This is a genomic window from Rhodococcus sp. ARP2, assembly GCF_001029585.1.
GTDB classification, from domain to species: domain Bacteria; phylum Actinomycetota; class Actinomycetes; order Mycobacteriales; family Mycobacteriaceae; genus Rhodococcus_F; species Rhodococcus_F erythropolis.
Genome location: NZ_LEKE01000003.1, coordinates 93,372 through 115,383, shown reverse-complemented (window position 1 = coordinate 115,383; position 22,012 = coordinate 93,372). Strand labels below are relative to the sequence as shown.

The 22,012-nt window shown below is 62.2% G+C and carries 19 protein-coding genes and 1 pseudogene; 6 read left to right on the top strand and 14 right to left on the bottom strand.

The features are described from left to right. Positions 1-65 precede the first annotated feature (65 nt). Positions 66-389, top strand: coding sequence for a hypothetical protein (locus tag ABX74_RS01790; protein WP_020968253.1), 324 nt, complete (start codon positions 66-68; stop codon positions 387-389). Between the two features lie 33 nt (positions 390-422). On the opposite strand, the gene ABX74_RS01785 is transcribed toward ABX74_RS01790, so the two are convergent. Then, positions 423-2,015 (bottom strand): SIR2 family protein, encoded by a 1,593-nt coding sequence (locus ABX74_RS01785; RefSeq protein ID WP_133728587.1) that lies wholly within the window; start codon positions 2,013-2,015, stop codon positions 423-425. A 45-nt stretch (positions 2,016-2,060) separates the two neighbouring features. Next, entirely contained in the window at positions 2,061-3,617 is a 1,557-nt protein-coding gene (locus tag ABX74_RS01780; protein ID WP_030535686.1) for an acyl-CoA synthetase, read from the bottom strand. 189 nt (positions 3,618-3,806) lie between these two features. On the opposite strand from ABX74_RS01780, the gene ABX74_RS01775 reads away from it, so the two are divergent. Further along, positions 3,807-4,838, top strand: a complete 1,032-nt coding sequence (locus tag ABX74_RS01775; RefSeq protein ID WP_030535687.1) for an ABC transporter substrate-binding protein — start codon at positions 3,807-3,809, stop codon at positions 4,836-4,838. A gap of 56 nt (positions 4,839-4,894) precedes the next feature. Here the strand turns inward: ABX74_RS01775 and ABX74_RS01770 are convergent, their stop codons facing one another. After that, a complete protein-coding gene (locus ABX74_RS01770; RefSeq protein WP_020905958.1) occupies positions 4,895-5,371 on the bottom strand; it encodes a MarR family winged helix-turn-helix transcriptional regulator in 477 nt (158 codons plus the stop codon). A 119-nt stretch (positions 5,372-5,490) separates the two neighbouring features. Between ABX74_RS01770 and ABX74_RS01765 the strand changes: the two genes are divergently transcribed. Next, a complete protein-coding gene (locus tag ABX74_RS01765) occupies positions 5,491-7,104 on the top strand; it encodes a DHA2 family efflux MFS transporter permease subunit (RefSeq protein WP_030535688.1) in 1,614 nt (537 codons plus the stop codon). 92 nt (positions 7,105-7,196) lie between these two features. Further along, positions 7,197-7,865 (top strand): DUF6891 domain-containing protein, encoded by a 669-nt coding sequence (locus tag ABX74_RS01760; protein WP_047888098.1) that lies wholly within the window; start codon positions 7,197-7,199, stop codon positions 7,863-7,865. A 5-nt stretch (positions 7,866-7,870) separates the two neighbouring features. Here the strand turns inward: ABX74_RS01760 and ABX74_RS01755 are convergent, their stop codons facing one another. The 3 genes from ABX74_RS01755 to ABX74_RS01745 all read right to left on the bottom strand — a co-directional run bounded on the left by ABX74_RS01755 (position 7,871) and on the right by ABX74_RS01745 (position 11,222). Beyond that, complete coding sequence (locus tag ABX74_RS01755; protein ID WP_047888097.1) at positions 7,871-9,637, bottom strand: cholesterol oxidase substrate-binding domain-containing protein; 1,767 nt, start codon at positions 9,635-9,637, stop codon at positions 7,871-7,873. 96 nt (positions 9,638-9,733) lie between these two features. Next, on the bottom strand, positions 9,734-10,537 hold the full coding sequence (locus ABX74_RS01750; protein WP_007732353.1) for a metal-dependent hydrolase: 804 nt from the start codon (positions 10,535-10,537) through the stop codon (positions 9,734-9,736). A 220-nt stretch (positions 10,538-10,757) separates the two neighbouring features. Continuing rightward, entirely contained in the window at positions 10,758-11,222 is a 465-nt protein-coding gene (locus tag ABX74_RS01745) for a hypothetical protein (RefSeq protein WP_047888096.1), read from the bottom strand. 167 nt (positions 11,223-11,389) lie between these two features. On the opposite strand from ABX74_RS01745, the gene ABX74_RS01740 reads away from it, so the two are divergent. Both ABX74_RS01740 and ABX74_RS01735 read left to right on the top strand, forming a co-directional pair. Beyond that, positions 11,390-12,094 carry a response regulator transcription factor gene (locus ABX74_RS01740; protein WP_003943475.1) on the top strand — a complete coding sequence of 235 codons (705 nt, stop codon included), beginning with the start codon at positions 11,390-11,392 and terminating at the stop codon, positions 12,092-12,094. Continuing rightward, a pseudogene (locus tag ABX74_RS01735) lies at positions 12,091-13,356 on the top strand (sensor histidine kinase); the annotation flags it as partial. The gene ABX74_RS01740 and the pseudogene ABX74_RS01735, both read left to right, overlap by 4 nt. Positions 13,357-13,366: 10 nt before the next feature. On the opposite strand, the gene ABX74_RS29780 reads toward ABX74_RS01735, so the two are convergent. The 8 genes from ABX74_RS29780 to ABX74_RS01700 form a co-directional block, all read right to left on the bottom strand. Beyond that, the gene (locus ABX74_RS29780) at positions 13,367-14,356 is read right to left on the bottom strand and encodes an LLM class F420-dependent oxidoreductase (RefSeq protein WP_082148441.1); all 990 of its coding nucleotides are present in this window, start codon (positions 14,354-14,356) and stop codon (positions 13,367-13,369) included. A 6-nt stretch (positions 14,357-14,362) separates the two neighbouring features. After that, positions 14,363-15,049: an HAD family hydrolase gene (locus tag ABX74_RS01730; protein WP_030535692.1), complete on the bottom strand. Its 687-nt coding sequence runs from the start codon at positions 15,047-15,049 to the stop codon at positions 14,363-14,365. A gap of 269 nt (positions 15,050-15,318) precedes the next feature. Beyond that, on the bottom strand, positions 15,319-16,770 hold the full coding sequence (locus tag ABX74_RS01725; protein ID WP_019746589.1) for a catalase: 1,452 nt from the start codon (positions 16,768-16,770) through the stop codon (positions 15,319-15,321). 31 nt (positions 16,771-16,801) lie between these two features. Beyond that, positions 16,802-17,356, bottom strand: coding sequence for a Fur family transcriptional regulator (locus ABX74_RS01720; RefSeq protein ID WP_019746588.1), 555 nt, complete (start codon positions 17,354-17,356; stop codon positions 16,802-16,804). 287 nt (positions 17,357-17,643) lie between these two features. Continuing rightward, positions 17,644-18,291, bottom strand: a complete 648-nt coding sequence (locus ABX74_RS01715) for a hypothetical protein (protein WP_047888094.1) — start codon at positions 18,289-18,291, stop codon at positions 17,644-17,646. Further along, a complete protein-coding gene (locus tag ABX74_RS01710) occupies positions 18,275-19,990 on the bottom strand; it encodes a GMC oxidoreductase (protein ID WP_047888093.1) in 1,716 nt (571 codons plus the stop codon). Before ABX74_RS01710 ends, ABX74_RS01715 begins: the two co-directional genes overlap by 17 nt. Further along, positions 19,987-21,471, bottom strand: a complete 1,485-nt coding sequence (locus tag ABX74_RS01705; protein ID WP_047888092.1) for a flavin-containing monooxygenase — start codon at positions 21,469-21,471, stop codon at positions 19,987-19,989. The genes ABX74_RS01710 and ABX74_RS01705 overlap by 4 nt, the downstream gene beginning before the upstream one ends. After that, on the bottom strand, positions 21,468-21,992 hold the full coding sequence (locus tag ABX74_RS01700) for a TetR/AcrR family transcriptional regulator (protein WP_020968240.1): 525 nt from the start codon (positions 21,990-21,992) through the stop codon (positions 21,468-21,470). The genes ABX74_RS01705 and ABX74_RS01700 overlap by 4 nt, the downstream gene beginning before the upstream one ends. Positions 21,993-22,012: the final 20 nt, after the last annotated feature.

Below are 22,012 nucleotides of genomic sequence, written 5' to 3'. Positions count from 1 at the left end.
ACAGCAATCGAGGCCCTTCCGCTCACGCGGGAGGGCCTCGATTGCGTTGACGATAAGGTGAAGCCGTGGCATCCCAACCAGACTTTGCGCACAACGACATGGCGAGCCGTAGCCGACGCGAGAAAGCCGTCGGCCTGGCCAAGTTCGCCTGGGATCGCGATATCAGTAGCACAGAGTTGCTAGAGATGCCCGACGATCGACTGCGCAAACTCGCACGTGCGGCCGGCGCCAATCCGCCGAGCACGCGGGAGACCTGGACCATCGCGGCCGGACTGCTCGACGAGAAAGCCGTGTGGGCAGCCGCTAACCCTGACCGTCCCGAAGCTCGGCGTGAGCATCCGGACGAGAAGATCATGTGGGTGAAGAAGCCGATCGAGCCCTGGCTGTGACAGCCGAATTGAGCGCAGCTGTGACAGCCGAATTCAGCGCAGCTGTGACAGCCGAATTCGACGTCGTTGAGACCGCGATCGGGAAACCCGCTGATCCTCCTCTGTAGATGGCGGCCGCGGAGTGGCGCCCAGTTCGTCGAACACTGCTTCCAGGCTGCTCCATCGCTCTCGGTGCTCGTGCGGCAAGGATCTGATGACTTCGGCGGCCGCCCGCAAATTTTCTGCCAAATCGATTTCTCCTCCTTCGAGCAACCCCTTGTATCTTGTATCCAACAAGTATGGAGCGTCGACGCTCGTCAAGATCGCGAGCTTGTCCAGGAATATCTCGAGGTCACGTGCAGCCACTTGCTGATCCAGGGAATCCGAAACGGCAACGTAGTCGAAGTCGTTCTTCCACAAGGCAGTTCGAATCTCGTCCCGCTGCAGTGTGATTACGGTGCCCAAAGTTCGTGGGCGCTTGTTCCGTGCATCGAGCGCCAATACTTCATGTGCAAGCCGGAGCACATTGTCATCGGTCATCGATGCTCCGACAACTATGAGATGTCCGGTTGCCATGAGCGACTGAACGATCGAGCCCAACGGACGTCGTTCTGCGTCGTATCTGACGAAGTCTCGGCGACTCAAGACGATGCTGGCCGCGTCAGCCACATCGCCGTGCAATTTCAGTACCCACGGAACTCCCGCGCGGGCTTCTTCTCTCGGAAGTACAGCGACCGAGTTTTCGCCGTGCGCTGATTCAAATGCGCTTTCGTACAACGCATCGTAGTTGGTCGTAACCACTTTTGTGACTCGCAGAGACGCCAGAAGACAATGCGACAGCGTTGGTTTGATATCGAGACCAGTCAGCTGAACAACGCGTTCGCCGAGTTCGTTCGATCCGTCGTCCTCCGTTTTCAACTCCTTCGACAGAAGTTGCGCACGGTCGAGGACATTGAGCTCAGCGAATTCCGCGCTGCTCACACCCGGAAGTTCCTTCTGCCGAATTGCCTCAAGCAGACTGTCCCACGACGGCAATCCGGCGGGAATGCTTACTCCCGCACCCAACAACAAGGAGGCTTCACCAGCTTGGAGCCTGTCTGCCAATTGCTGGACCTGCGGAGGGATGCCAGCACTCAACAGATGCCCCCGCCGAATCGATTGATACGCGGCATAATCGGCAGCATTGGCAACTACAAATGCGATGTCGAAGTCGTATTTGTCAGCACATTCCACTGCGGCCTCGATCAACGCCTTGATAACAAGGCCACGAACCATCCCCTGCCCACCCAGTCCCACCCCAAAGGTCGGCAATGCAATGAGTGGTTTTACTCGACGACCTCCAGGCTCGATATCAGCAGATGCAATCGTGTCGAGGACCTCGCGAACGCCGTCCACCAGCCGGTGCACCGATCCCCGCGAAGCGACGTTCAGCAGCCATACCGGCCGCCCTTCCTTCGGAAATGAGCGCACCCTGTTGCCCCCTGCCGGTGCGCTTTCCACTGGACTCGTGAGGCCGAGCACCGGCCACCAGTGCTCACGAGGCACGAAGTTGCCGCTCGTCGACACGACCGCCGCATCCCAGTCCACTGATTCGAGACGTCCACGGACGACAAAAACATGACCAGCACCTGCGTCATTCCCAGTCACACATACTCCCCACTAGTGCCAATACAGGTTCCGGGACAATACAGCTCACACTCCCGCTACGGTTTCGCGAGCCCAACGGTAGTCGGCCTTCCCACTGGGTGAGCGGAGGATGCTGGGTACCAGCACGATCGACCGGGGGATCTTGTACCCAGCCACGTGGGTGCGGCAGTGCTCCGACAATGATTCCGTCGCAACATCTTCGAACCCCGGCCGAACCTGCACGACAGCGGCGACCTTCTCACCGAATCGTGCGTCGGGCGCGCCCGCTACCAAAGCGTCGAAAACTGCCGGGTGAGTTTTGAGCGCCTGCTCCACTTCTTCGGGGTAGACCTTCTCGCCGCCGGAGTTGATGCACATCGAACCGCGCCCGAGCAGCACGATGGTTCCGTCGGCTTCCATCGTGCCCATGTCCCCGAGTACCGCCAGACGCACCCCGTCGACGACAGGAAAAGTTGCAGCAGTCTTGGCGGGGTCGTCGAAGTAGGCCACGGGGACATGGCCGGCCCTGGCGATGAAACCGGTTGTGCCCGAGCCTGGTTCGATGCGACGAAATTCGTCGTCGACAAGAATCATGTTGGGGTTGGATCGAATTCGCTTTGAACCGTCCTCACCGAATTCGACGACGCCGTCGTTGCCGGATTCCGAAGCACCGAAGGCATCCTTGATCACCAGTCCCGGTAATCGGGTTGTCAGTTCTGCCTTCAGGTTCGGGGAGAACAATGCGCCACCCGACCCGATCAGTTTGAGAGTCGAAAGGTCGTAGCGCCCTTCGCTTGCAGCGATGGCGTCGGCGATCGGCCGAGCAATCGCATCGCCGACGACGGTGATTCCGGTGATCTTCTCGGCCTCGACCAGTCGCAGCACTTCCATCGGATCGAAGCTGCGGGTCAACACTCGGGGCGCTCCCATGAGGAAAGCCGTGAGCAGTGAATAGATCGCGGCTCCATGCATGAGCGGCGGGATGAGTAGCAGCACAGTCGGATTGATGTTCGCCACCGCCGCATCCACAACCTCTTCGAGACTCCGACGCGGCGGCCCGCTGAGGTTCGCTCCGGACAGCGCGGCGAAGAAGAAGTCCTCGTGCCGCCACACCACGCCCTTGGGCATTCCGGTTGTACCGCCGGTGTAGATGATGAAATGGTCGTCGTTGCTTCGCGGGCCGAAGTCGCGAGTATCAGTCTGCGCGGCAAGGGCGTTCTCATAGTCGTCGCCGACGATCAGCACGTGGGAGATCTCCGGACACTGCGGAACCACGGCCAATGCCGTCGGCGCGAATTCCTCTTCGACGAGTAATGCCACCATTTGAGAGTTGGTGTAGATGTACAGGAGTTCTGCATCGGTATAGCGGAAGTTGACGTTGATCGGCACTGCTCTGATCTTCAAGCAAGCCAGGAGCGCTTCGACGTACTCGACGCAGTTACGCATGTGAATACCGACGTGCTGCCCCGGCTCGACGCCGACGGACTGCAGATGATGTGCGAGTCGGTTCGATCGCAGTTCGAGTTCGGCGTAGTTCAACCGCGCGTCTTCCAGAATCAAGGGAACCCGATCGGGGATCGCATCGGCAACGGCCTCGAACAGATCGGCAATGTTCAGGGTCATCGAAATCCTCACTACACGCGTCTTCGCTTACCAGTACAGGTCTTTCGCGAAGCTAACACGTTGGTCGCACCCTGTAGTCCGAATTGCGTAGCGGTCCCGCTGAGCGAGACCTGACGCGCTGCTCACCTGGCATCAACGGTGCGGATACCTCTCTGACCAAGCCCGATAGCCGGAAGGTAGGGTAGCCTAATGCATTCACGCACCACTCTCCGGAGCCGCACGTCGGTCCGGGTCGCCATGCTTGCCCTGGCGACTGTTTTTGCCGCTACGGCCTGCGGTTCTTCCGACGCCGGCGGCAACGCAAACGGCAACACCGATGTCGCAACCGGCGGCAAGCTGTTCAGCACCGCCGACACGGAAACCGCGAAGCTCGGCAGCGATGCTGCGCCCGGCGAGTTCCCACGCACCATCACCCATGCTCTGGGCGAGACCACCCTCGAGGCCAAGCCGACCCGCGTCGTCGTCCTCGACAGTGGCGAACTCGACGAGGTCCTCTCGCTCGGGATCACCCCGGTCGGCATCGCCAGCCCGGAAAGTGCCGCCGGTCAGCCGTCGTACCTGGCTGACAAATTGGTCGGCGTCCCCGATGTCGGCACGACCAACAACCTCAACCTCGAGGCGATCACCGCACTGCAGCCAGATCTGATCCTCGGCAGCAAGTTGCGCCAGGACAAGCTTTACCCGCAGCTCGCGGCAATCGCGCCGACGGTCTTCAGCATCCGCCCCGGCTTCCCGTGGAAGGAGAACTTCCTCCTTGCCGGTGACGCACTCGGCGAGGAGACCAAGGCCGAGCAGGTTCTCAACGACTACCAGACGCACGCGGATCAGGTCCGTGAGTCGATCGACGGTTCGCCGACGATCTCGCTGGTTCGCTTCATGTCCGGGAAGCTGCGCCTGTACGGCAACCTGTCGTTCATCGGCGTCATCTTGAAGGACGTCGGCCTGCCACGCCCGGCGATCCAGAACATCAACGAGTTGGCCGTCGAGGTCAGCCCGGAAACGATCACCGAGGCAGAGGGTGACCGAATCTTCTACTCCAGCTACGGAAATCCCGCAGACACCGGTCAGACCACCGTTGTCGCCGGTCCGCTGTGGGCAAGCATGGACGCAGTCAAGGAAGGCCGCGCCACCGAGGTGAGTGACGAGACCTGGTTCCTGGGCCTCGGCCCGACAGGCGCAGGCCTGGTTCTCGACGACCTGCAGGCCAAGCTCGGCAAGTAGCCGTCACCGACACAGAAAAAGCCGCCCGACTCTCCGGAGTCGGGCGGCTTTTTTGTTCAGCGGTTGTCCTGCTCGAGGTGTTCGTTCATCGTCGAGTGCAGGTCGACGAGAAATTCCTCGAATCGACTGAGCAGTTCGGGCGGGTATTTCTCCATCATGGCGTCGAGTCGCACGGCAAGTGGACCGAAGAACTCGTCCGCGAGGTCCTGCACATGCGCACTGCTGTGCAGCGTGACCACGCGACGGTCTGCATTCTCACGGGTCCGGACGATATGTCCCGCCTTCTCCAGGCGGTTGAGCAACGCGGTGGTTGCGCCCGACGTCAGCGAGATCCGCTCTCCGAGGCGGGCGGGCGAGAGCGGCGCCCCCTTCTCCTCGGCAGCTGTGATTTCCATCAAGGCAGTCGCGTCGGTGGAATGCAGGCCGAGCCACGACGCAAATCGATGACTGAATTCGGTGAACGTCCCACCGTACGCGCGGAATTCGTCCATCAGCCGCTCCCGCTCCACGGAGATGTCGCGCGGTGCTTCCACCCCGTGATCCCACCTTTCCTGTGCCAGACGGCGGCCGGTCGAGCCCAGCGCGCACGTTGACAACTTACCGCCTCAAATATACCTTCACTGTGAAGTTACTTCACAATGGAGGTTTATTCGTGAACATCTCACCCACCACTCGCAAGTGGTTGGGCCTGATCGCCATCGCACTCGGCGTGGCACTGATCGTCGTCGACACCACTATCGTCAACGTCATAGTTCCCTCGATCATCGAAGATCTCGGGATCAACTCCGTTCAGGCTCAATGGATCCAAGAGTCCTACGCAATCGTGTTCGCGGCGCTCCTGCTATTGGTCGGCAGAGTTGCGGACCTGGTCGGCGCCCGTCGCATCTTCATCGCCGGTGTCGTCGTGTTCGGCGCAACGAGCCTACTGGCCGGACTGGCACCGAATGGCGGCCTGCTCATCCTGGCGCGATTCCTGCAGGGCGCCGGCGCGGCCATGATCCTGCCCACCTCACTGTCACTTCTGAACGCGATGTTCACCGGCAAAGCCCGCGGCCAGGCCTTCGCAGTCTGGGGTTCCACCATCGGTGCAGCCTCCGCCCTCGGCCCACTACTCGGCGGCTGGCTTGCCGAACATGCCTCATGGCGTTGGGCATTCGGCATCAATATTCCGCTTGCTGCGCTCATTCTGATCGGCGCAGTGCTGTTCATCGCGCCCTCACCCCGCACCGCTGGCCGCATCGACACCACCGGAGCGGCACTGTCCATCGCCGGCCTGGGCCTGCTCGCCTTCGGCCTCGTCGAGGGACGTACGTATGGGTGGCTGACGACGAAGGAACCCTTCGATCTGTTCGGCCTGTCGTGGTCCAGCGGACCGTCGCCGGTTCTGGTGGCGTTGGTTCTCGCCGTTCTGTCGCTCGGTGCGTTCGCCTACCGTCAAACCATGCTCACCCGCAGCGACGATCCGTCGCGGGCGCTGATGGACGTACGGCTGTTCTCCATCTCGTCGTTCCGCAACGGCAACATCGCGACGCTGATCATCGGGCTCGGTGAGTTCGGAATCGTTGCGGTGCTTCCCCTCTGGCTTCAGTTCACGCTCGGGTACAGCGCACTCCAGGCAGGGCTCGCGCTGGTTCCCATTGCCATCGGCAGCTTCGTCGCCAGTGGTGCGAGCTTCGGAATGGCGTCGAAGGTCTCGCCGTTGGGCTTGGTCCGTATCGGTTTGGCCCTCGAAGCGCTCGGTCTCGCCGGTCTCGGATTCATCGCTGCGACAGACAGCCCCTGGTGGACTATCGCCGCAGTGCTCTTCTTCTACGGCATCGGTGTCGGTTTTGCGACTGCGCAGGTGACCAACGTCGTGCTCGAGGAGATTCCCGAGCAGAGCGCCGGTCAAGGCTCCGGCATTCAGAGTGCGTTCCGCCAACTCGGATCCGCACTGGGCATCGCTGTCCTCACCACCGTCTTCTTCAGCACTCTCAATTCCACGCTGAACAACGACCTCACCGAGTCCGGTGTCGACCAAGCTCAGGCTGATCAGTTGACGCGTGCTGTCACCGACAGCGCGGGCGCCGCCATCGACTCGCTGGCCGGGTCACCGAGCACCGCTTTCGTCGCCGACGCTGCACAGTCTGCAATGACTCACGGGATCACACTCGGCGGATACCTTGCGGCCGGATTTGTCGTGGTCGGCCTGATCGCCACCGCGCTCATCCCGAACAAGCCTGCCCCGTCGACCGAGGAGGAAACAAAGGCAGCAGCCGACGCCTGACGGCCGGATCGGTGCAGTACGGTGCCGGTATGCGATTGCCCTGGTCACGGTCAGCACCGTCACGGTCAGCACGGTCACGTCAGCCTGCAACGGTGCTCAGCGCGGCCGACATCGTGGCCGTCCGTGAGCAAGCACGCGAATTGGTAGTCCCCGGGTTCGCGACGTTCGATGAAATCTGCGAAGCCGCCCGAGACTGTGTCGAGGGCGGTTTCGAGAACGATGAACTCGGCAGACAGATCGACGCAGTAGTGCGTGAGGTCTGGGACCGAAGGCTCGGGGAGCAGACCCAGTGGACGGGTCCCGGCGACTTCGAGCGCGTATCCGCCGCCTTCGCAGAACTCGAGCGCAACGGCATCGTGGCCCGCATGAACTTCACCTGCTGCATGCAGTGCGGCACTACCGAAATCGACGACGAACGCACGCCGTCCGAACCGGACGAGAACGGGTATCCCTTTGCTCAGTGGGCGTACACGTTCTTCCACATGCAAGATGCGGAGCGTCTCGGCGACGAGCCGTCCGATCTTTACCTGTCCTACAGTGCTTTTCGTCCAGCCCACGATCTCGATCCCGCGCTGGTCTCCGCCGCGTTCGGCGGCAACGAAACCGCCAAGGCACAGATGATCGCGCACACCGATCAGACCGTTGGGCGCCAGGTAGCCGACGCACTCCGAGCCCAGGGACTGAGCGTCGACTGGAACGGTGACAACAATCAGCGCATCCGCATCTCCGACGTGCGCTGGCGCAAACCACTACCGCAGTAAGAGATTCAGCTGGGTGGCAATACGCGGTCGATGAACGTATTGCTGAAGACGCGGTGCGGGTCGTGTTCGTCCAGAGTGGCGAGAGCGAAGTCCCAGTTCCCGTCGCCACCGGCACGGAAGGTGGCAGGCACTGTGCTGGTGAGGAATTCGTCGTCCTGGTACGCAGCTTGATCGGTGAATGCCCATCCCTTGGACCACTCCGGACGGAAAGTCGCGTAATCGCCGGAGTAGTTCGCGACCATCCACCGTTCCATCTCGCGAAGGAACGCGGGCAATCCCGCGGTGCCGGGAATCGAGACCACGTTCATCCAGATCGCCGTATCCCAGTCCTGACGATCCGCCCGGGGCCGCACCGCTGACAGATCCGGCACGCCGGCGCTGTCGACAAGGACTTCGCCACTGTCATCGACACCACAGAGACGCACTTCGAACGGCATGTTGACGGGATACTGCCCCAGCGACGCGTAGTGCGTCATTCGCTCGTTCAACCAACTCGTCATCTCGTGGACGACTCGGCCGATGTTGGACCGCTTGGTGATCACCGCGCCGCCGCCCGCTACTACGCGCAACGTCGTGTGCCGCAGGTAGAACAGAACATCTTTTGACCAGCCCCACAGATCGTCGGTGTCGGTCAGCGCCAATCCTGCTGCTACAGCTCCGAACTGAGAGGCGCCGAACAGCGGTGTCGCAGCTTGAAGGCCCTGCGCCACCATCCCCAACGGGGTGGTGACTTCTTCGGGAATCGCGTCGGAGAAGAAGTAGTTGTACGGCCCGCTCACCTCTCGGGACTCCGGTGGTTTGACCGGGGTCGGCGTCCAGACCTTGAGCCACGGTGTTTGCGTGAACGGGAACCAGATCGCCTCCACCCGTCCGGATTTCTCGACAAAACTCTCGTAGGTACGCCCTGGCGAACCGGGAGCAGCAAAGAGTTCTTGCCACGGAATGTCGGTGAAACTCTGGCACCGCAGCCGATAATTCTCCCCGGCTTGCAGCGTCACGGAGGTGACGAAGGTTCGGCCCAGGTGAGTCAGGAAAGCCGTGATCTCGTCATCTGATCGGTGAAAAGTCTTCAGCCCGTAGCGATTGCTGCCTTCGTCCCACGCCACCACCGTGATCTCGGTGATCAGGTTGCTCAGCGACCCGTACGACTGGCCAGGGGTAATCGTCTCCCCCACCGCCGGATACGTTGCCCCGTGAGCGCCGATCGCCAGTGCCCCGGCGATGGACAGCTCACCGATCGCCGGAGAGTTGGCCCACCCGAGCCCCTCACGCTCGAGCGCTGTCAGAATCGCTTCGATACTGGCGCCGGCGCCCGCCGTGACTGTTGCGGGCGTGCCGTGCTGCACCACAACCGAATTCAAGTTCGCCATCGTATCGACCAGCAGAACTCGATCCGAAGGCGCGCCGGGCACCACCGTCAACGGACTCCACCCGTGCATCGTTCCCTTCGCACGCACTGTGTACCCGTTGTCGAACGCCCAGTTGGCGAGGGCGACGACGTCGTCGCTATGACGTGCCGTCGCCGTCCACACACTCTCGAGCATGATTTCTCGCGACCAGTTCGCGTATGCCTGCTGTGACAACGGAATGTCCGACGGAAATCCGGGCGGTGGCGCGATGGTCGATGCCGAGCCCCAGGGAACAGCTCCCGCCGGTGCCCAGGAAATACCCGCGAGAGCAGCTGCGCCGACACTCGCTGCGAGAAATCCGCGCCGGCTCACACCGTCTTCTCTCGAGCTGTGCTCCGCCTTGCGCGCTGCTTGATGCACCACTGCTCACTCCGTCAGCCGACTCGGTTCATGTCAGGGACGAACGTAGAACAAATATGATTACGATGCCAGTGGTTCCGTAATAAAAGATTTAGATGCTCACTGCACCATCGGAGCGAAGACGGCGTAGATCGCTTCCGGGGCGCCGTCGAAAGCACTGATGATCAACCAGGCAGTCAGGACCGTCAGCGCCGGCCCGATCAGAATCTTCTCGAGGTTCCCACCTGCGCGGATGGACAGAAATGACGGCAGCCGTTGTTCCCACCACCGCTTGCCGCCGAGCGGAATCAGGGGCGCGAGAAACGGCACCCCTTCCTTGGTGATCGCATCGCCGAGACAGTGTGTGGCGCAGCCCAGTGCCACTGCAACACCTAGCCCGGTGGATCCGGCCTCACTCGGATACCACTGCCAGGTGAGGGCCGAGAGCACCAACGCAACGGCGGAGACGGCGAGCCACCCCTTCTCCTTGGCCAATTCACCCGCCAATCCTCGGATCGCCAGCCCGAGGCAGAAGAACAGCGTGATGATGATGGCGGGCTTCCCGAACTGAACAACCAGCGCCGAGACCCCGGCCCCAAGACCGGCGGCAAACAGCGCGGTGTGCGTGAGCGTCCGATGCCCACCACGACGCTTGCCGTCCTTCTTGCCTTTGGTGATGCGGTAGAAGGTCACCGAAATTGCGTCGATACCTTTGGCCAGCGCTTTGCTGAGAGGACCGAATGATCGGGAAACCGTCGACTGACCGGTATCGAGGTCGGGAAGCAAGGCGGCTCCCGCGCACACACCGGCAAAGGTCAAGGTTTCAGCGGTGGATGTGGGCCCTCCCCAATCGAGAGGCAACAACTCTGCAACCACCAACCCCACAGCAGCACCGGACATCGCGTGGGTGGGGCCCATGACCATGAAACACAACACCTTTCGAAACGCGCCCCGCATCAGGCCGTACCGGACCCTCTGCAAGACACCACACACATGACGCCGTCGGCGACGGCCCCGGCATGCTCGCCGAGACCGCCCCGAACGTAGCAAGTGCTACCGACAGGGTTGACCAACCTCCGGACCCGGTTGAGTACGGCCGTACCGTTCCAGGTCAAAGCGGTTCATGCGGAGCTTTTTTCGCTCGTCAGCCCGCAGCAACCGCGCATGACAGGGCAACGCCTTCCTCCAGCGGAGCGGCGCCTGCCATGTTGAGCACCTCTGCCGGAACACCCTCGATCGCCGGAGCCCATTCGACGGTCGGCAACGCCGGCACCCCTTCACGCGCAATGAATGTCGCGGCGTCGCCAGGGACTTCGATCGTGATTGCGGCTGTACCCGCCTCCTCGGCGCGCACAACCTTGCCCTCGTCGATGAGCTTCTGCAGTTCCTCGTCGGAAATCGGCGTCGCGGCACCACACGCTACTTCCGGAGCCACACCCGCCTCTGACGGAGCGGTCGCGATCGATCGCACCGCCACCGGCGACCCGTCGGAAATCGGGTTGGAAGCCCAGGCGATTCCCGGCGCCACGGCCATACCGAGGACCGCCACCGACGCCACCACCACACCGGTCCGGCTGGCCCGCTTGCCGTTCACTTTCAATCGCGTCATCGTTGTTCTCCTTGATCGAACGTTCTCGAATTCTCGGCGCGGTCGCATCCGAGAAACCCGAGGTTATGAAGCCGACACTGCAGATCTGTTGTCGGTTTCTTAGGAGTTGATGAGAATGCGGCGGGCCTCGCTCCGAGCGAGGCCCCAGGTCGCAATCCGATGGCACCATGGCTGGAGTGAGTACACGCGAGCGCATCCTGATCGTTGACGACGACGCGAAGGTTCTGAATTCGCTCGAACGTGGACTCCGATTGTCGGGCTTCGACACGGCAACTGCCGTCGACGGACGATCGGCCTTGTCATCGGTGAACAAGCAATGCCCGGCCGCACTCGTTCTCGACGTCAACATGCCCGGCCTCGACGGCGTCGGGGTGGTAACCGCCCTGCGCGCGATCGGCAACGAGGTTCCGATCTGCGTACTCAGCGCCCGAAGTTCCGTGGGTGACCGCATCGCGGGGCTGGAGGCGGGCGCCGACGACTACCTCACCAAGCCCTTCGAATTGGCCGAGCTCGTCGCCAGACTGCGCGCATTGCTACGACGCACGACGCGAGCCACTCCGTCGGTCGACCATCCGATCACGGTGGGACCGCTGACGGTCGATCTCCGTGGCCATCGAGCGCACATCGACGGTAGGCGAATCGAACTCACCAAAAGAGAATTCGACCTGTTGTCGGTACTCGCCGAGCATGCCGGTGTCGTACTCAGTCGCGCACAACTCCTGCGACTCGTCTGGGGTTACGACTTCGCTGCCGACACCAATGTCGTCGACGTCTTCGTCACCTACCTACGCAAGAAACTCGAAGTCGACGGCGCGCCCCGCGTGATCCACACGGTGCGCGGAGTGGGCTTCGTCCTGAGGGCCGAACGATGAAGCGGCCGCTGTCACTTCAGACCCGGGTAGCCATCGCCTCGGGCCTGGCCGCCGGAATCGTGATTGCCGCGATCGGAATTGCGTTCGCGGTCTTCTTGCGCGTCAACGGATCCGAACAACTCGAACGCACTCTCGATTCCGTCACCCTGGGCGTCGCAGCGAGTGCGCCGAGCCCCCTGTTCATCGAAACACCAACTGCAACAACAGAACCATTCGTGGTCAGCCCTGGATTCAACGCCACGACCGTCAGCGCCTTGGCTACCACCGATGTTCGCAGTCGGGATGTTCTCGTGCCCGGCGACAGCGGCGCCGCACTGGCCGTCAGCATCCCCGAAGATCCACTGACCCAGGCAATCCGTGAGCAGCAGTTCCAAGTGGCTGCTGCGGCAGTGGTCGCCATCCTTGCCGCGGCCGGACTCGGCTGGTTCCTCACAGGCCGAGCCGTCCGGCCTCTACAGCAATTGACCGAGACCACCAGTTCGATCGGCAACAACCTCGACGTCGAAGGACTCTCGCGCCGGGCACCGTCGGTTCGTGGAACGCGCGAAGCCGAAGAACTGTCGGAGGCAATCCACAGCATGCTCAGTCGCATCGAAACCGATAGAAGCCGCACCGAAGAGGCGTTGGAGTCGGCACGCGATTTCGCTCGCGTCTCCGCCCACGAACTACGCACACCTCTCACGTCGATGCGTACCGATCTCGAAGTTCTCGCAACACTGGATCTCACGGAAAGCCAACGCCGCGAACTGTCCAGCGAGTTGTTGGAGGCGCAGCGCCAGATCGAGCGCACCCTGACCGATCTCGAGACGCTCGCCCTGGGTGAAGTGGCCGATCCGGAGGATTGTGCCGACGTCGATCTCGTGGAGGTTGCCGATCGCGCCGTCGCTGACGCCGGCCGTCTGCACCCTCAGGTCGACGTTCGTTTGAAAGCACCGGAAGAACTTTCGGTTCAGGCCTTTCCCGCGGGCATCCGTCTGGTGTTGACCAACGCCGTCACCAACTCCGTTCGGCACGGCAATGCCGACGAAGTCGAGATCACCGTCCGATCAGGGGCTGCCACCGGTTCGGCGACGGTATACGTCGACGACAACGGCACCGTGATCGCGCCGTCGGAACGCGAAGCGATGTTCGAACGATTTGTTCGTGGTACCGGCGCCGGCGACGCCGGAAGCGGTTTGGGGTTGGCCCTCGTCGCGCAGCAGGCGCGACTGCACGGCGGTAGCGCGCGACTCGACGCGAGCCCCCTCGGCGGAACTCGATTGATTTTCTCGATCAACCCAATTCGACATGCAGAGCCTCGAGCAGTGGCTTGGCTGCCTCGTCGAAGAATCGGTCTTGGGTATCTCCACCGATCTGTACCAGCGCCACATCGGAGAACCCGGCATCGGTGTACGCCTTGACTGCCTCCACGATGACATCGATATCAGGACCACACGGAATACTTTCCGCCACATCCTCTTTGCGCACGAACTGAGTCGCACCTGCGAAACTCGCCGGTGTGGGTAGTTCGGAGTTCACAGACCACCCTCCACCGAACCACCGGAACTGCTGATGAGCGCGAGCGATGGCCGTGTCGCGATCAGGATCCCACGAGATCGGAATCTGACCGATGGTCCGGCCTGCTGGCGCCAACCCGTACGCCCGGCCGTGAACATGCTTCCACTGGTGCACCAGATCCGAATCCGGTTGCACGGCAATCAGGTCATCGGCCATCGGACCGAAACGCTCGACGGACTTGTCGCCGGACATGGCCAGCGCCAGGGGAACCGGGTTCTCCGGGAGATCCCAGATCCGCGCGGACTGAACGTCGAAGTACTCCCCCTTCCAGCTCACCAGATCTCCGGCAAGCAGTGCACGAATAATGCTCACTGCTTCCTGCAGCATGTCGTGCCGGGTGTCGACGGACGGCCACCCCTCACCGACCACATGCTCGTTCAGGCTCTCGCCACTTCCCAATCCCAGTGTGAAGCGCCCGTCCGCGAGGATCTGGATCGTCGCGGCTTTCTGCGCGACCACGGCAGGGTGGTACCTGACGGTCGGACAAGTCACATACGTCATCAACCCGACTCGCTCGGTGGCATGGGCAACTGCTCCCAGCACCGACCAGGCGTAAGGCGCATGCCCCTGCTCGGTCAGCCACGGCGAGTAATGATCACTCATCACTTCGAAGTCGAAGCCGACTTCTTCGGCCCGAACTGCATGGCGGACCAGTTCTTTCGGGCCGGCCTGTTCGGTCATCAAGGTATAGCCGTATCGTGCCATCACTGATCAACTCCCGGTATCTTGGCCTGAAACGAGTTCGGAAATCACACTGCCGTCGAGGTGGTCGAGAAGGTCGCGGGCGTCGTCGTACACCTCCGCCGCACCCGCGCCGTCGAGTTCGTCGGTCGACATGCCGCCGCTGCGCACTCCCACAGCGACAACGCCTGCCGATGTCGCCGCCTTCATGTCCCAGACGGCGTCTCCGACCATGACCGCATCGCCCGCGTCGACACCTGCCTTCGCGAGCGCGATTTCGATCAGGTCCGGATCAGGCTTGGCCTCGTCGACGGATTCCGAAGAGGTCGCGGCGTAGATCATTTCGTCGATGTCGAGCGTCTGGCGCAACAACTCCAGTTCGTCGTCGGGCGCCGAGGTAGCGAGCACGACGTGCAGTCCGAGCGAGTGAACTCGGCGGATCAACTCTCGCGCTCCCGGCAGTACTCGGAGACGGTCAGCCGACTGCCGGTAGTACTTGGTGTGAAGTTCCTTGGCCCGAGGCCCGCACCCGTCGATGTCTTCGCCGAGCAACGTCTCCAGTAGTTGGTCTCCGTCCATGCCGATGCAGCGGTGCACCCGCCACGCGTCAACCGGGCGACCCACCTCGAAGAAGGCTCGCGACCACGCTTCTACATGCAGATAGTTGGAATCGACGAGCGTTCCGTCGATGTCGAAGAGAACTGCACCTGTTGCCATGGGAATTGACTGCCCAACACCTCGGTTCGCGAAACTTGTGCCCCGAGCATTCTCCGCTCGAGAAGCGGATCATGGAGAGTGCGGACAGCAGAAGTGCACGTCGAACAGGGGTGTCGTCATGGAGTCAGTGGTTGTGTTCCTTCTGGCATGCTTCGTCTACTGGTTCGCACTGCTGTAGTTGGGCAGACAAAAACGGACCGCTGCCGGGAAGTGATTTCCCTTGCAGCGGTCCGCATTCGGTAAACCTAGGCGATGCTCATGTCAGCGGGTCACTGACCTGCGCGTACACCTTCTTCGACGCGCTTGCCCAAATCTGCGTCGACGTTCTTCCAGTACTCGAAGACACGCAGTAGAACTTCTTCGCTGACGCCGGCAAGGGCGTGGCCGACGATGTTGCTCACCAGGCGCTCACGAGCTGCGTCGTCGAGAACTTCACGGACCAGCGTTCCGGCCTGCGTGAAGTCGCCGTCCTCGGCGTGCTCGATGTATCCGGCGCGCACTGCCTTGCCGTCGAACGACCACAGGCCTTCGTCACCGGCAACAGACGGATCGGCGTGAGGTCCGCCGTACGAGTTGGGTGCGTACACCGGCGTCGACGGGGAATTGAAGCTGTAACGCATGGCGCCCTCCTTGGAGTAGGAGTTCACCTCGTTCTTCGGCGCGTTGACCGGCAGGTCGGCGTAGTTGGTGCCGATGCGGTAACGATGTGCGTCGGCGTAGGAGAAGACGCGACCCAGAAGCATCTTGTCCGGGCTGAATCCGATGCCGGGCACCACGTTCGACGGCTCGAAGGATGCCTGCTCGATCTGCGCGAAGAAGTTCTCCGGGTTACGGTTCAGCGTCCACTTGCCGACCTCGATCAGCGGGTAGTCCTTCTGGGACCAGACCTTGGTGAGGTCGAACGGGTTGAAGCGGTAGCCTTCGGCCTCGTCGACCGGCATGATCTGAACCTTGAGGGTCCAGCTCGGGAAATTACCGGCCTCGATGGCGTTGTACAGATCCGCGCGGTGGTAGTCGGGATCGCTACCGGCGAGGCTGTCTGCTTCGGCCTGCGTCAGGAACTCGATGCCCTGATCGGTCTTGAAGTGGTACTTCACCCAGAAGCGTTCGCCCGCAGCGTTGACCCACTGATAGGTGTGCGATCCGAAGCCGTCCATGTTGCGCCAGGTCTTCGGGATACCGCGGTCACCCATCAACCAGGTCACCTGGTGAGCCGTTTCGGGACGCAGAGTCCAGAAGTCCCACTGCATGTCGTGGTCACGAAGACCGGAGCCTGGCAGTCGCTTCTGCGAACGGATGAAGTCGGGGAACTTGATGGCGTCCTTGATGAAGAACACCGGGGTGTTGTTGCCGACGAGGTCGTAGTTTCCCTCTTCGGTGTAGAACTTCATCGCAAAACCGCGCGGATCGCGCCAGGTGTCCGGGCTGCCCTGCTCACCGGCGACGGTGGAGAAGCGGACGAGCGACTCGGTCTTCTTACCCGGCTGCAGGAACGCGGCCTTCGTGTACTTGCTGACGTCGTGTGTGATGACGAGTTCACCGAAAGCGCCGCCGCCCTTGGCGTGGACGATGCGCTCCGGGACACGCTCGCGGTTGAACTGCGCGAGCTTCTCGATCAGGTAGTGGTCGTGAAGGAGCACCGGCCCCTGAATACCCGCGGTCAGCGATTCGTCATCACTTGCGACCGCGATACCGAAATTGTTGGTGGTGGGCTTGGTCATGGCGAAGCCTCCTAGCGTTGTGGGCTGGGCGTCAGAGGAGCGGGGCTGCATCCGAGCCGAACGCATGGGCTGCATGCGAAGGGGCCGGCTCGGAGGTTCTGGACGCATCAATTCGATTCTGCGAGACCGTGTCCGACGCGGTGTCGGATTCGGCAGAATTCTTCAGGCAATCTTCGCAACGGCCCCAGAACACGACCTCGGCTTCGTCGATTTCGAAGCCGTGATTATCGGAAGGTTCGAGGCAGGGAGCTTGGCCGACAACACAATCGACGTCGACGACCTTGCCGCAGCCGCGACAGACGAGGTGATGGTGGTTGTCACCAGTTCTCGTCTCGAACCGTGCGGGTGAACCCGCCGGCTCGATGCGTCGCAGCAATCCTGCGTTCACGCATGCCTTGAGCACGTCGTAAACGGCCTGTGTGGATACCGATCCGAGCTGCTGCCGCACGAGTGCTGCAACAGAATCGGCGTCTGAATGCGGTTGGGCTGTAACCGCATCCAGCACGGCGAGGCGCGGAGCAGTGATCCTCAACCCGACGGCGCGAAGTTGCGCTCGGGGGTCGAAGTCATGCTCTCCGTCTCGCATGTTTCCCAGTATGCCGCTTTTCTGGAATTAGTCAAGAAAAGGATTGCCTAAGTTGAATCGAGACCGGCGTCACATACCCGGGACGGGAACAAATGCGGGGCGACCACCGTTGAACACCCTGTCGGCGTCCGAACAAGCCCCGGGCCCCACCCCTTTTGTCGCTGCGAGCGACCACCCGCCGAGAGGCGCCTGTGGGACGTCGACACCTAACTTTTTACACAACACGAGCAAGGCCGCCCAATCACTGACGGGCGGCCTTGCTCGTTCTTTCGCAGGTCAACCCCCTGCTATCGGTGCCTGGCTGCTCCCGTAGTCATTTTTCCGCCCAGAATCACGGCGCCGTGATGAGTGCCCGATGCCAACCAGTTCGGCAGTGTCGGCCCCTCTGCCTCGACGCTCACGCGCGCATATCGGAACGACCCCGTCAGCCTGGCCGACGCGATCGCCAGACCTCCACCGGATTCTGGCTGCGCAAATCCCAACGCCCCGGCAATCGGCAGACGCGGCCCGAGCATCCGCGTGTCCGAACGCACCCGCCATCCGTCGCCGGTTGCAGTGAATTTCTGCTGCACGTCTCCGTCGAACTCGGCCAGGACCTTGGGTAGTTGCCAGTGGACTCGCCCGCCGTGCACCGACGGTTCCGAATCCACCGCGATGAAAGGGACCGCCATCCGCGGCATAGGCCCGATCCGTTTCCCTGGCGCATGCAAGACCGGACTGGCGAGGATCTCGCGATACGGGCCGACCGGCGAATCGAGGTAGTCCACCATCATGGCCACCGTCACCGGAATCGTTCGATCGTCGGGCCCGAGTTCCCGCGCCGCCGGCGTACTGCGGTGCCACCACAGTGTTGCGCGAACGGAAGCAGGCCACGGCGGCGGATCGCTCACCGGCCAGTCGACGCGGTCACTTGTCGATTCAGGCACGCTCCACATCGGACACCTTCTCAGCTCGAACGGTCAGGGGAAGCCGCAAAGCACCTGGTGCATGCGTCGGCACCACCGGGTTGGACGGCAACGTCGGATCGATACGTACGTATGGTTCGCCGGTCTTCGGGCGGGCGTCTGCGGCACCTTTGTTCGGCCACATCGCGCACGCTCGTTCCGCCTGCGCAGTGATGGTCAGGGAAGGATTCACGCCGAGATTCGCGCTCACCACCGAACCGTCCATGACGTGCAGGCCGGCATGTCCGTAAGCACGGAGATACGGATCCACGACGCCACTCGCCGCGCTGTCACCGATTGCGCAGCCACCCAGAAAGTGCGCCGTCATCGGGATATTCACGATCTCGGCGATGGAACCGCCCGGGTCGCCGTCGATCTTCTCGGCGACCTTGCGAATAGCTGTATGGCCCTGCGGAATCCACTGGGGAGGTGGATCACCCGGTCCCGGCCTACTGGTGAGGGAACGCCCGAATCGTTTGGTGTTCTTGGAAAGCTCGAGGGAGTTGTCGTCGGTCTGCATCACCAGCGCGATGACGGTTCGCTCGGACCAGTTCCGTACCGACAAGGACCGGAAGAACGCACCTGGGTGCCGTGCCGCGACCGCCAGAGTCTTCAGCACCCGGGGAGTTCGCCCGCCGCCGTCACTCAGGACGGTCTGCAGAAGTCCTATTGCATTGCTGCCCTTGCCGTATCGCACCGGCTCGATGTGCGTGTGATCATCCGGATGAAAGGACGATGTGATCGCTACGCCCTGCGTGAAGTTCCGTCGACGCGACTTCGACGTTGCGGCCAGTACGGCTTCGGAATTGGTACGTACTACGGTGCCGAGAGTGTCCGACAGGTCAGGCAGGGCACCGGATTCCTTCATCCCGAGCAGCAGTCTCGCCGTTCCATAGGTTCCGGCGGCTACCACCACCTGATCGGCGGTGAACCGAACTTCTCGCCGACGGACGCCGTCCGTTCGCCTCGCGAGCAGGTGATAACCACCGCTTGCGCTCGGCTGAAGGTCGGTGACGGTCGTGAGCGGATGAACCCTGGCGCCCGCTTGCTCGGCGAGATGGAGGTAGTTCTTGACCAGCGTGTTCTTCGCCCCGACTCGGCACCCGGTCATGCATCCCCCGCATTCGGTGCAGCCGGTGCGTTCGGGCCCTTTTCCGCCGAAGAACGGGTCCGGCACGGAAACTCCTGCCTCCCCGAAGAAAACACCGACGGGGGTGGACGTGAAGGTCTCCCCCACGCCCATCTCTTCGGCTACGTCTTTCATCACCGCATCGGCCGGAGTGAAGGACGGATTGGTGCGAACACCCAACATCCGTTTGGCCTGGTCGTAGTACGGCGCCAGTTCGTCGTGCCAGTCCGTGATGTGCGCCCACTGACGGTCTTCGAAGAACCGCTTGGGTGGCTGATACAACGTGTTGGCGTAGTTCAACGATCCGCCCCCGACGCCGGCTCCCGCCATCACGAGTACGTCCGGAAGAAGGTGGATACGCTGAACCCCATAACATCCGATCCACGGCGCCCACAGGTACTTTCGCATCCGCCAACTGGTTTCGGGCAACTCGTCGTCGGCAAACCGTCGACCGGCTTCGAGCACCCCGACACGGTAGCCCCTCTCCGTCAGGCGAAGAGCGGCGACACTGCCACCGAATCCCGATCCGATTACCACCACGTCGTAGTGCGTCGTGGTCATGCCTGGACGCTTTCGATCTTGCGAGCGGAGTAGTTCTCACGATCGAAATGCTCCAGCAGCGAACGGAATTTGAATGTGAACGTCGGCCACTGCACCGAGTTGCGCCCCTCCGGATCGATGTACCAACTCGAGCATCCGCCCTTGTTCCACACCGTGTGCTGCAACTCGTGCTGAATTCCCTTGTTGTAGTGCACCTGTACCGACTCGTTGACATCAAGAGCGTCCAGTCGCTCACGTTTCATGGTGTTCAACGCGTCGTTGACGTACTCGGCCTGGGACTCGAGCATGTACACGATCGAACTGTGTCCGAGGTTGGTGTTCGGACCGTACATGAGGAACAGATTCGGGAACCCGCTGACCGCAGTGCCCTTGTAGGCATTGGGGCTACCGTTCCAATGCGCGGCCAGCGTTTCGCCACGTTTTCCGGTGATCAGATGCGCCACAGGCGGTTCCGTCGGCGTGAACCCCGTGGCGAAGATGATGGTGTCGACCTTGTGCTCGACTCCGTGCCCGTCGACCACCCCGCCCTCGGTGACCGAGACGAGCCCGCTGTCGACCAGGCTCACGTCCGCGCGGTCGAGGGTGCGCAACCAGTCGTTGGACAGAAGCATGCGCTTGCAACCGATCGTGAAATCGGGAGTCAGTTTCCGGCGCAACTCCGGATCTTTCACCTGTCTGCGCAGATGGAGGCGCGCGGCCGCCTCGAAGGCCGGCAGGACCCACGTCGCATGTGACATCGCGGCACCGAGCAACTCGCGAAAACCGTAAACCGCTCCGCGAACAACTTTCTGCGTAGCGGGAATCCGCGAGTAGACGGCCTTCTGCGCCGCAGGCAGGGTGCGATCCATTCGCGGAATCACCCAGGCCGGAGTTCTCTGGAACACGGTGACATGGGCAGCAGGGTCGGCAATTTCGGGAACGAACTGAACCGCCGACGCTCCCGTTCCGATCACGGCTACGCGCTCACCACGCAGTTCGTGTTCGTGGTTCCACGTCGCCGAATGGAAAGTGGTACCGGAGAATTGGTCGAGACCGGGAAAATCCGGGATCTTGGGTGTCGACAACGCCCCGGTCGCAGCGACCAGCGCTTTGGCTGTCAACGACCCCAGGGATGTCCGGACACGCCACAGCGCCGCATCCTCGTCCCACACAGCAGCTTCGAGTTCGCAGTTCAGGACTACGCGATCCACGATGCCGGTGTCTGCCGCCACCTTCTTCAGATAGTCGTAGATCTCGGGCTGACGAGCGAAGGTATGACTCCAATCGGCGCTCGGCGCAAAAGAATACGAGTACAGCGCCGTCGGCACGTCACAGGCACAACCTGGGTAGGTGTTGTCGCGCCAAGTGCCGCCGATATCAGCTCCGCGCTCGATCAACACGACGTCCGCCGCGCGATTGTCGCGAAGCATTCTGGCTGCCAAGCCCATACCGGCGAATCCGGCACCGACGATCAGCGTTTCGACATGTTCGGGAAGCTTCACTTCTTCTCCACTCGGGATTGCCAGGCCGGCAACAGTCGCGCTCTGAGCGCGTCGTCGGCTTCGGGTGTACGGAAAAGGGCTGAGACTGCAAGACCGCGGACGAGTTCGATGGTGAGTTCGACCGACTCGGAATCGAATCGATCGCCGAACAACTCGGCGCTACCGAACTCGAGTGCCTCACTGACCTTGCGTTCGAGGGGCACCGTCGCCGCATGCAGAACAGGATCGGTTCGCGCCGCGACCCACAATTCGAGCGCAGCGTAGAACAGCGGCCCGGAGAACGCGTCCGCCAGGACCTCGAGACCTCGGCCGCGATCCACTTCAGCGGTGAGGATTTCTTCCAGTCGCTTGTCGACCAGATACTCGACGGCGGCAACGACCAGCGATTCCTTGGTCGGAAAATGATGCAGTTGCGTACCTCGCGAGACGCCTGCGCGACGGGCGATCTCCTGGGTGCTGGTCCGGGCGTAGCCCAGTTCGACAAGCGATTCGACGGCGGCGTCGAGCAGGCGCCCACGCATCGCGGCAGTTCGTTCGGCCT